This is a genomic window from Furfurilactobacillus siliginis (assembly GCF_001437435.1).
Taxonomy (GTDB): domain Bacteria; phylum Bacillota; class Bacilli; order Lactobacillales; family Lactobacillaceae; genus Furfurilactobacillus; species Furfurilactobacillus siliginis.
This window is the reverse complement of sequence record NZ_JQCB01000018.1, coordinates 17604-27068: the sequence shown is the minus strand read 5'-3', so window position 1 is coordinate 27068 and position 9465 is coordinate 17604. Positions and strand designations below refer to the sequence as shown.

The 9465-nt window shown below is 43.4% G+C and carries 9 protein-coding genes and 1 tRNA gene; 6 read left to right on the top strand and 4 right to left on the bottom strand.

What is annotated here, in order from left to right; translation table 11 throughout:
* Positions 1–207: 207 nt before the first annotated feature.
* The 3 genes from IV55_RS09240 to IV55_RS09230 all read left to right on the top strand — a co-directional run bounded on the left by IV55_RS09240 (position 208) and on the right by IV55_RS09230 (position 2751).
* Positions 208–280 (top strand) — tRNA-Thr (locus IV55_RS09240).
* A 527-nt stretch (positions 281–807) separates the two neighbouring features.
* A complete protein-coding gene (locus IV55_RS09235) occupies positions 808–2142 on the top strand; it encodes a C1 family peptidase (protein WP_057811538.1) in 1335 nt (444 codons plus the stop codon).
* 87 nt (positions 2143–2229) lie between these two features.
* Positions 2230–2751 (top strand): hypothetical protein, encoded by a 522-nt coding sequence (locus tag IV55_RS09230; protein WP_057811531.1) that lies wholly within the window; start codon positions 2230–2232, stop codon positions 2749–2751.
* A 202-nt stretch (positions 2752–2953) separates the two neighbouring features.
* On the opposite strand, the gene IV55_RS09225 is transcribed toward IV55_RS09230, so the two are convergent.
* The 3 genes from IV55_RS09225 to IV55_RS09215 all read right to left on the bottom strand — a co-directional run bounded on the left by IV55_RS09225 (position 2954) and on the right by IV55_RS09215 (position 5725).
* Positions 2954–4519, bottom strand: coding sequence for an MFS transporter (locus IV55_RS09225; protein ID WP_057811529.1), 1566 nt, complete (start codon positions 4517–4519; stop codon positions 2954–2956).
* Complete coding sequence (locus IV55_RS09220; RefSeq protein WP_083484011.1) at positions 4520–5116, bottom strand: PadR family transcriptional regulator; 597 nt, start codon at positions 5114–5116, stop codon at positions 4520–4522. It abuts the gene before it with no gap.
* Between the two features lie 150 nt (positions 5117–5266).
* Positions 5267–5725 carry a GNAT family N-acetyltransferase gene (locus tag IV55_RS09215; RefSeq protein WP_057811526.1) on the bottom strand — a complete coding sequence of 153 codons (459 nt, stop codon included), beginning with the start codon at positions 5723–5725 and terminating at the stop codon, positions 5267–5269.
* A gap of 61 nt (positions 5726–5786) precedes the next feature.
* On the opposite strand from IV55_RS09215, the gene IV55_RS09210 reads away from it, so the two are divergent.
* Positions 5787–6440, top strand: a complete 654-nt coding sequence (locus tag IV55_RS09210) for a hypothetical protein (RefSeq protein ID WP_057811525.1) — start codon at positions 5787–5789, stop codon at positions 6438–6440.
* Here the strand turns inward: IV55_RS09210 and IV55_RS10370 are convergent.
* Entirely contained in the window at positions 6423–6569 is a 147-nt protein-coding gene (locus tag IV55_RS10370; RefSeq protein WP_157047469.1) for a hypothetical protein, read from the bottom strand. The two genes, IV55_RS09210 and IV55_RS10370, sit on opposite strands and share 18 nt — an antisense overlap.
* A gap of 178 nt (positions 6570–6747) precedes the next feature.
* On the opposite strand from IV55_RS10370, the gene cls reads away from it, so the two are divergent.
* Complete coding sequence (cls, locus tag IV55_RS09205) at positions 6748–8193, top strand: cardiolipin synthase (protein WP_057811522.1); 1446 nt, start codon at positions 6748–6750, stop codon at positions 8191–8193.
* 21 nt (positions 8194–8214) lie between these two features.
* Positions 8215–9399: an aminotransferase class I/II-fold pyridoxal phosphate-dependent enzyme gene (locus IV55_RS09200; protein WP_057811520.1), complete on the top strand. Its 1185-nt coding sequence runs from the start codon at positions 8215–8217 to the stop codon at positions 9397–9399.
* Positions 9400–9465 lie beyond the last annotated feature (66 nt).

The following is a 9465-nucleotide window of genomic DNA, read 5'->3' as shown; positions in this document are numbered from 1 at the left end:
TAGGCCGTCGCCATGCAATGTAAAAGACACCGTCAGAAATGATGGTGTCTTTTTTTGTTCTAAATTGATTTAGTTAAGTGAACATATTTGAAATAGATTTAATTGCTTTAAAAAACAGTCGTTACCAATGTAATTTGTATTAGAAAAAAACGGTTAAACTGTTGCTGATAGATTGAAAATTCGTTATACTTATTACTGTTCTAAATTGCCGGATTAGCTCAGTTGGTAGAGCATCGGTATCGTAAACCGAGGGTCAGGTGTTCAAGTCACCTATCCGGCATTAATTAGTCAAAAGAACCACCCAAGACGAAATGCATTTCGTCTTGGGTGGTTCTTTTTGTATTACGTCATTTAAATGCTGGTACAAATAAATGAGATGTTATTAGATGGACCGGATCATTAATACAGCTATTCATAGCCGCGTGCATGCAACGAAGCCGGGGGGAATAACTGTAGCAATAAATGGTCGCGGAGCATCACTCCCTTCGGTGAGCCTTAGTAATTGTTTTTAGTCATTATACACGATTGAAAATGAAAACATGTTGATTAAAGTTCGTGTTTAATTGCATTTTTCTCATTAATAATTGTATTTATAACCAAATATATATTTAATTATAAAAGCGAATGAGATTAAAGCTTGGTATTATCGTCATAGGACTAGTATAGACATTAAAAATAAATGATGAAGAAACAGCAGGATTGGTGTTTAAATAGGGTCACTCGCCTTGTCTATAAGCGATTAAAGAGGATTAGACATTTTCTCATTAAAGTGTAAACTTACTTTATCTAAACTTTGGGGGTAAATCGATGAGCGAACAGATGAATCAGGCAGCAACACTAGATGCTGAAACCATTAATGAATTAAGAACAGCCTATGCACAGCAACCAAATGCACAGGTATTGGAACGTGCGGTCACCAAAAACGGTATTAAGGCTGCAAGCTGGGATAACCATGCAGCAACACGTCTCAATCGTGCTTTTTCGGTTGAAGTAGATACGGGGGCTGTCTCTAATCAAAAGCATTCAGGCCGTTGTTGGTTGTTTGCTACGCTAAATACGTTGCGTCATAGTATGGCGACGCAATATAAAATTAAAGACTTTGAGTTGTCGCAGTCATACCTGTTTTTCTGGGATCGGGTTGAGCGTGCGAACTCGTTTTATACGAAGATGATTGAGTATGCTAGTCGTCCAATCGATGACCGTGATATCCAGTTCTTATTGAGTATGGCTGGAACAGATGGTGGTCAGTGGAACATGGCAGCTGGACTCGTGCAAAAGTATGGAGTTGTTCCTAGCTATGTTATGCCCGAGGTACACAACACTGAAGACAGTTCTGAAATTGAATGGGCATTGAACGCTAAGGAACGGAAAGATGCTGTTACACTCCGGTCACTGGTGAACGATGGTGCCACTGCTGCGGAAGTTGAGTCCGCTCGGAAGCAAATGCTAACTGAAGTTTATCGAATGGCGGCCTATTCCTTTGGCGAACCACCAGTCAATTTTGACTTTGAATATAAGGATGACGATAAGACTTATCACATTGATCGTGGTTTGACGCCGAAAGCCTTTTTAGATAAATATTTTACGGCAGACTTTAATGACTATGTGGTCGTTTCTAATTCACCGGACAAGGCATACAATCAGTTATACGCAATGCCAGCGCAGGATAATATCGCTAGTGGTAATCCAATTCAGTTTTTAAATGAACCGATGGACGTATTGAAAAATGTGGCGATTGCGCAGTTAAAGGATGGCGAGACCGTTTGGTTTGGTAATGATGTTTTGCAACAGATGGATCGTAAGACAGGTTACCTAGACACTGATCTATTCCAGACTGATCAGTTATTTGATGTCGACAGTAAAATGAGTAAAGCGGATCGATTACTGACTGGTCAAGGTGAAGTGACGCATGCAATGACATTGACTGGTGTCGATTTAGTAGATGAAACGCCACGCCGATGGAAAGTTGAAAATTCCTGGGGCAAGGATAACGGTGCTGACGGATACTTTGTGATGACTGACCAATGGATGATGGATTATGTGTATGAAGTGGTTGTAAACAAGAAATATTTAACTGATGTACAACGCGCCGTTTTAGAGACTGAACCAACGATTCTACCTAGTTGGGATCCATTAAAGTAGATGAAACTGCTTGCAACCGATGGGCCATTAAAATTATAATTTAAGTAATCGAATTAACTGGTACTGGATTTCTGGAGGATGTGGCACATGAAAAAGGTTGTTCAATTTGGGGTAGTTGCATTATCAGCGTTCGTTTTGGCTGGGTGCTCGGCAGGGTCCAATAATGCTTCTAATAAACACCAAGAAAGTGAATCGACGCGAAGTAGTCAGACGAGTAAAGCGTCTGCTACCCCTTCATCTGCTAAATCAGCTTCCAACGATTCCAACAGCTCACAAAGTTCAATGACTAGCTCAAGCGTAACTAGTGGCTCAAGTTCAACTGCTGCAGGAAACGCTGACAGCAACGCACAGACAGCTTCTAACAGTGTGGCAATCAACAGTCAGACGGATGCTTTAAACGCCTTAGTCGCTCAGTATGGGACGAATAACGGTGATACGGCTTATGCATACCTTGGTTCCTCAACAATCAACGGTCAGTTAGCATATAACTTTGATGGCTTTTCAAAAACTGCGATGCAGTCAGGCCAGCGCGGACAGACAGGTGCATTCTACGTCTTTGCTGATGGTCGGATCGTTAATACATTTGATAACCCAAACGGATTAAACTAACAGAAAAAAGAGAGTGAGGCAAAAGTCAGGAAGTAGCGAGCAAGACCTAGAACGACCTACCGGATTGGTCTTTAATACGGTAGGCTGTTCGTCCTCTGCACAGCGACTTGATTTTTGGCGCACGTTTCCGCTATTGAAAATCAGAAACAACAATGGGCCTGTAGACATAATTAGTTATGTCCCAGACCCATTTTTATTTACCTTACTTTTTTGATGGTTCGTCGTGAATCAAACATGCAGCAGCTACTGCACCGATAATAATGAATCCGGCTGCGAGTAGTAAAACATTTTTAAAACCGGTGTCAAAGGCACGGGTAACCGTTAATTGAACCGTTTTAAAGGCGGGGAGCTGTTGTAACTGTGCAGCCCGAGGACTGTGGAGAACAGCAGGACCAGAGAAAGGACCTGCTTTCAGTAAGCCAGTTTGAACGCCATCTACGGCAGCGGTTGGCAGTTTTGCCGCTGGGAGGTGCTGCAAAATTGAATCTCGGTAACCATTATTAAGCTGAATTCCCAGTGTAACGACCCCAAAGCTAATCCCGAATTGGCGGAAAACGTTGACGATACCACTTGCCATACCTAAGTAGCGTGGTTCGAGATTGCTGATTGCTGCTGACGATAGTGGCGGGTTCACGGTCGCATTACCAAGCCCAAGGAAAACAAAACCAATGGCGAAGTCAGCATAGGTGACATCTGGTGAAATTGATCGATAAATAATCATGAGACCACAGGCAATGAAGACTAGTCCACTAGCAGCCAGCCAGCGATTGCCCCACCGATTCGTCAGCATCCCAATAACGGGTCCCAAAAAGAGGCTGAAAACACTGATGGTCAGTTGACGTAGCCCAGTTTCCATCGCCGAGTAACCGATGTAATTTTGCATCAGAACGGTCAAATAGGTGTAGAACGCATACAAACCGGCACCTAAGCCAAAGGCCGCAATGGAAGCACCGACAAAGGTTGGATAACGGAAAATGTGCATATCAATCATTGGCTGGGCAACGTGTAGTTCTAAGAAGATAAAACCAGCCAGCAAGAGAATGCCCAAACCAATCAAGCCAACCACATGTGGATTTAACCATGACCATTGTGCGTGATTTTCTTTTTGCAGTAGCCCTAAAATAATGCAGAATAGTGCTGCGGTACTGATGAAGATACCTGGTAGATCTAGCTTGCCATGCTGATTGCCGTAACTTTCATCAATAAAAAGATAACCGATGATTAAAGCAATTAAACCAATTGGTAAGTTCATTAAAAAAATCGCCCGCCATGAAAATAGTTGTACTAGAACGCCACCGAACAACGGTCCGATAGCTGTTGCTAAACCAACTACTGAACTCCAAATACCTAGGGCAATGCCGCGTTCCTTACCGGTAAAGGTGACTGCAACGATGGCCATTGAGAGACTCATCATGGCAGCACCACCGATCCCTTGAACACCACGAAAAACGTTTAACTGAAAGCCTGTTTGCGCAAAGGCTGAAGCAAGTGACCCAATGGTAAAAACAAACATGCCAATTTGAAAGAAACGTTTACGGCCAAAGCGGTCACCTAGTTTGGCAACGACCAATAGGAAGACAGCGTACATCATCGTATACGCGTTGATGATCCATTGCAGATCATTGAACGTTTCGTTAAAGTCGTGCTGAATGGTTGGCAAAGCCACATTGACGACGGTGACGTCTAATAATGCCATGAAGACCCCTAAACAGACGGCAACTAGTGCCAGCCAGTGACGAACGGTCGGGGAAATAGTGTGTTGTTTCATTTATAAAGACTCCTTAGATCTTAGTTTTGTGAGGACGCCCGCCGCGAGCTCTTTTTGCAAAGCTTGGGCCCAGGCGATGGCGGCAACGGCTTGTCCGACACGATAGCGATTCAGTGAACTCGAAGTGAATTGATCTGTTGGCTGAATGTGTTCATTACCATTAATGCTCGTAATCGCGTGCTCGGCGACTGCCTGAATTTCCTTTTGGTAGTCGATGAAATTTGTTAGAACGCCAATAGCCTGGTCAGTGCTGACATGGTGCAGGTTATCCAATTTGAAAACATATTCCAACTCTTCATTTTTTCCGGGTTTAATTGGTGCGGACATTAGTTCACGAAAATGTTGAATCCCTTGTTCGGTAATCGTAGCAAGTTTTTGCGGATGCGTATTTTCATCGGCTACAGCAGTCAAAGTGATATCACCGCTAGTCGATAATTTATCTAAAAGTGGATAAATATTTCCCCAACTGACTTTGACGCGGGTACCAATGACGTAGCCGAGAATGTCACGTAATTGATAACCGCTTAATGGATTATCTAAAAGCTCGCCAAGTACAAATAATGTGTACATAAATTGATAAGGCCTTTCTTGTATCATTTAGTTATATATCAAACTGTTATATACAGTAACACAATGATTCACTAAAAAACAGAAAATTTTATTCGTGTAACGCTATTTAAACTCATAAATCAAAAAAGTGTCTGGGACAAGGTAATTAATGTCTCAAACACGTCTCTTCTAGTTATTCTATTTTCGTTTCCCTAAAAATGGATAATGCGCTAATGCAGTGTCTTCTAATGTAATGTTTGTTGGGCGCGCCAACAGATCGCGTTTGATTTCTCGAAAGCCTAACTGAGCATAGAACTTTTGAGCGGCTTCGTTTTCTGTGACAACTTTCAGTTGCAAGGGACCGGTGGCGACTTGTCTGATTGCAGTAATTAACTGGGTGCCGACATGCTCATGCTGGTGGTTAGGATCGACAAATAGTAGATGAATGAAGTTGGCTAGCCGATAAAAAGACAGGAAGCCAACCGCCTGATTGTTTTGCAGTGCCACAAGAATGGTTTCATGATGACTGTCACGTTCAAAATCAGTTAACTGCGGATTGATGACCCACGGAAAGGATTCGCGGCGTGCCTCTAGATAGATTTTTTCAAGACTTGGGTAATCTGCTAATGTTGCTGTGCGAATCTGTAGGGGTTGCATAACCGAAATCCTTTCGTGGTGGGGTAGAATAGACTGAAAAGTAAAAATATGGAGCGTACGTATGAATTTGCAATCATTATATAACCAGTTAGAAACAAATCTTGGCCCACAAAACTGGATGACAGTTGGCGCTTTGTGGGCACAATCACCATTACAAGTGATGTGGACAGCAATTTTGATTCAAAATGCCAGTGCAAACAATGCCGATGCTGCTGCACGTGACTTACTAGCTGCCACGAGCAACGATCCTACAGTTATCCGCCAATATGATCCGGAAGCGTTGGCGCAAGTCATTAAGAAAGCCGGTTTATATCAGACCAAAGCTACTTACCTAATCGCTGCGGCAAATTGGGTGGGCGGTCATCACGATGACTTAGATGAAATTGCCGCGCTAGATCGTCTAACACTTCAGTCAGAACTGATGGCTGTGCGTGGCCTTGGTAATGAAACCGCTGATGACATCATGCTTTATGGCTTTCATAAACCGTTATTTATTGCGGACACGTATGCGCGACGTCAATTTAGTTGGCTAGGGGTAACTGTTCCTAAAAGTTACCGTGCTTTTCAAAAGGTTGTTGAACTAGATGCCGGCTTGTCTTGGGATGAATATCAGGAACTGCATGCTTTAATAGATGGTTTTGGTAAACAGGTCAAGACACAAGAACAGTGGGATGCTAGCTTCATGGCTGACTTTAAATTACCGTCGGCGATGTAAGTAGATCGCGACGATGATGACTAAAATTAATAGAATAATCATGCCACTGCGCGGATCAGCATTAAAACCACGGTGTAGTAAACGAACTGGGCCTAATCCGTGAAAGCCTAAAAATAGTACTGTTTGCAAATGTGTCGCCTCCTTGAAAAATGCATTGGCTTATTATACGTCAACTGCAGGTGCGATGTACAAACGACGATTATTGGCAAGAATTGGCATGTGACGACGGTTTTTTGCCTAAAAGCCTCGCCTCAAAGGTTAAAATTGAGTAAGATAAAAATAACATTTTTTATAATGGAGGAACTCCATGAACTGGGCACATATTATTTTTGAAACGATTGTCTATTTAAATGCGGTGCTAGCGTTTGTGACGGTATTCCGTGAACCACGCGATATTTCAGCAACCTGGGCATGGCTGCTAGTGTTGGTGTTTTTACCAATCGTCGGCTTTATTGCGTACGCCTTCGTAGGCCGACGCTTACCTAAAAATCGCTTATTTCAAATTCAAGAGCAGGAACAATTGCAGTTGGATGAGCGATTAGCCTTGCAGCGTGCTGAGCTATCGTCGGAGCGAAACGAGGCGGACAGTGTGACTGCGCAGGCCTTAGGGACAGTTAATTTATTCATTGAATCAGACCAAGCGTTTTTAACACGCAATAACCGCGTTCATGTGATTAGCGATGGGAAGGCATTATTTCATAACTTATTTGAGGATATTGAACGTGCGAAACAGACTATCCACATTGAGTTTTATACGATTTATAACGATGAAATTGGAAACGATTTGCTACAACTGTTGATTCGTAAGGCACAAGAAGGTGTCGCTGTTCGTGTGCTGTATGATTCATGGGGCTCGTTAGGGGTTCAGCCACGATTCTATGATCCATTACGTGCTGCTGGTGGAGAAGCGTATCCCTTTCTGCAAACGCGTAGTGCCTGGGCAGATTTCCGACTGAACTTTCGTGACCACAGAAAAATTGTCGTCATCGATGGGGCAATCGGGTACACCGGTGGCTTTAACATTGGTGATCAGTATCTTGGCCGAAAAAAGAAGTTTGGTTACTGGCGTGATACGCATCTGCGAATCGTTGGTGCCGGAATTTATGGACTGCAGTCACGGTTTATCCGTGATTGGAATGCCACTAGCCGTCTCAAACCACTGAATGTAACGAATGAATTTTTCCACATTACTAAGGTAAAAGGTGACACGAATATGCAAATCGTGTCATCTGGTCCTGATTCTGATCGCGAGCAGATTAAGATGGGGTACTTACGACTCATCAATTCAGCGCAGAAGCGGCTTTGGATTCAGTCACCGTACTTAATTCCGGATGATTCAATTCTAGATGCGCTGCGGGTGGCCGTTGGTAGTGGTGTGGATGTACGTATTATGATTCCAAGCAAACCGGATCATCCGTTTGTTTATCGTGCTACAGAGTACTATGCCAAGCAGCTGGCACGGGTAGGCGTGAAGATTTTTAAATATCAAAATGGTTTTTTGCATGCGAAGACAATGGTCGTAGATGACGGTGTCGCTTCGGTAGGTTCCGCCAATCTTGATTTTCGTAGTTTTAAACTGAATTTTGAAATTAATGCCTTTTTATATGATCCTAAATTAACGACCGAATTAGCTAAATTATTTGAATCCGATATGCGGGTCAGTCAATTAACAACTTATGATGACTTTGAACAACAATCGTATTGGCGCAAGTTTAAACAGATTTTTTCCCGCTTGTTATCACCTATTTTATAAACTAGAAAGTGAGCTGCTTACATGCCAAAACTTGAACCTGAATTAGCCGGATTGGTCCGGGCGTCCTTTGAGCAAGTGGTTCCGTCGGCAATCAGGAAATTTGATAGCCAGGTGAGTGATATTCCTGACATTCTGAAATTGACGTTAGGCGAACCAGATTTTAACGCCCCTGAACACGTTAAACAGGCCACCATCGCGGCTATTAATAACAATGCCTCGCATTATGGACCAGCTGCTGGCTTACCAGAACTGCGGCAGGCAATTGCGACCTATTTGGCGAAATTAAATCATGTTACCTACGATCCGGATACAGAAATCCTGACGACAATTGGTGCAACTGAAGCAATTAGCGCTGCGATGGGGACTATTTTGGGTGCAGGGGATGAAGTGCTAATCCCGACCCCGATTTTTCCATTGTACATGGCGGTGGCACAGTTAAATGGTGCGACCCCAGTCTTGATCAACACGGCGGATGATAACTATGTACTGACGCCAGAACGGTTAACAGCGGCATTGGCGGCGCATCCGTTTGCTAAAATGGTCGTGCTGAATTATCCGACCAATCCCACTGGTGTCACATATACAAAATCAGAATTACAAGTGTTGGCCGATGTTATTCGACAACATAAGTTACTGGTGTTAGCTGATGAAATCTACTGTGAGCTCGCATATGATCATGAACATGTCTCGATGGCAGAATTTTTACCTGAACGGACAATTGTTATCAACGGTGTGTCCAAATCCTTTGCGATGACCGGTTATCGGATTGGGTATTTAGCTGCACCGGCAGCACTAACAGCACAGATTGCTAAATTACATGGGGCATTGGTAACGGCTGCCCCAACCCCAATGATGGCCGCCGCGGTAGAGGCGCTAACTAATGGAGACGCGGATATTGCTGAAATGAAACAGGCATATCGCACTCGCCGTGACTACCTGGTGCAAGCGCTGAATACACTTGGATTTGAAACTGCTGCGCCAAATGGTGCCTTTTATGTGTTTGCAAAAATTCCTGATACAGTAAACCAAGATGATTACGCTTATGCATTACAATTAGCTGAAAAGGCACATTTAGCCGTGATTCCAGGCAGTTTCTTTGGACCAGGTGGTGAAGGCTACTTGCGTTTGTCATACGCTGCTAGTCAAACAGTCTTAGAGTCAGCGGTGACACGGCTGAGTAAGTTTATCGCCGAACCCCTTAACTAGTAGTATGCCTCAGGCAAGAGGAGGGGGCTTTGTCCCCCAGCGCCAGGTTATTAGCAAGTTCGTTTT

Coding starts and splice junctions, on each gene's coding strand:
- IV55_RS09235 (WP_057811538.1), top strand. CDS start 808: ATGAGCGAACAGATGAATCAGGCAGCAACACTAGATGCTGAAACCATT.
- IV55_RS09230 (WP_057811531.1), top strand. CDS start 2,230: ATGAAAAAGGTTGTTCAATTTGGGGTAGTTGCATTATCAGCGTTCGTT.
- IV55_RS09225 (WP_057811529.1), bottom strand. CDS start 4,519: ATGAAACAACACACTATTTCCCCGACCGTTCGTCACTGGCTGGCACTA.
- IV55_RS09220 (WP_083484011.1), bottom strand. CDS start 5,116: ATGATACAAGAAAGGCCTTATCAATTTATGTACACATTATTTGTACTT.
- IV55_RS09215 (WP_057811526.1), bottom strand. CDS start 5,725: ATGCAACCCCTACAGATTCGCACAGCAACATTAGCAGATTACCCAAGT.
- IV55_RS09210 (WP_057811525.1), top strand. CDS start 5,787: ATGAATTTGCAATCATTATATAACCAGTTAGAAACAAATCTTGGCCCA.
- cls (WP_057811522.1), top strand. CDS start 6,748: ATGAACTGGGCACATATTATTTTTGAAACGATTGTCTATTTAAATGCG.
- IV55_RS09200 (WP_057811520.1), top strand. CDS start 8,215: ATGCCAAAACTTGAACCTGAATTAGCCGGATTGGTCCGGGCGTCCTTT.